We start from the raw sequence: 682 nt of genomic DNA, 5'->3' as shown, positions 1-682 counted from the left end.
CGATGCCACGCCGACGGCGGTAGCGGACAGCATCGTGGTAAACGAAGGCGCGACCATCACCAGCCTGGTGGGTAGCGCAACCAGCGTGAAGGCCAACGACACCGGCCTGGCGGATACGCCGGTGAAGGTCAGCTTGGTTACCAATGTGACGCATGGTTCATTGGCGTTGTACGAAGATGGCACCTTCAGTTACACCCATGACGGCAGTGAAAACTTTGCCGACAGTTTCACCTACAAAATCAAGGACAATGACGGCGAGGCCTCGCAGGCAACAGTGTCGATCATCGTGACGCCAGTGAGCGACACGACCCCGGCAGCGGTAGTGGACCGCATTGAGGTGGATGAAGGCGCCACCGTCACCAGCCTGGTGGGCGGCGCAACCAACGTAAAGACCAATGACACAGGTCTGGCGGATGCGCCGGTGAAGGTCAGCCTGGTGGCGAATGTGGCGTATGGTTCATTGACCTTGAACGAAAATGGCACCTTCAGCTACACCCACAATGGCACGGAAAACTTCAGCGACAGTTTCATCTACGAGATCAAGGACAGCGACGGACAGACCTCGCAGGCGATAGTGTCGATCACCGTGAACCCGTTGAGTGACGCGACCCCGACTGCAGTAGTGGACAGCATTGAGGTGGACGAAGGCGCCACCGTCACCAGCCTGGTGGGTGGCGCAACC

The 682-nt window shown here is 58.8% G+C and carries 1 protein-coding gene; it reads left to right on the top strand.

Annotation, left to right across the window (positions count from 1 at the left end):
* On the top strand, positions 1-682 hold a 682-nt coding region (locus AC27K1_RS21630; RefSeq protein WP_487152870.1), incomplete at both ends, for an Ig-like domain-containing protein.

The sequence above is a fragment of the Kistimonas ophiarachnellae genome, assembly GCF_057552235.1.
Note: the sequence above shows the minus strand (reverse complement) of the source record. Positions and strands in the feature narration are given on the sequence as shown.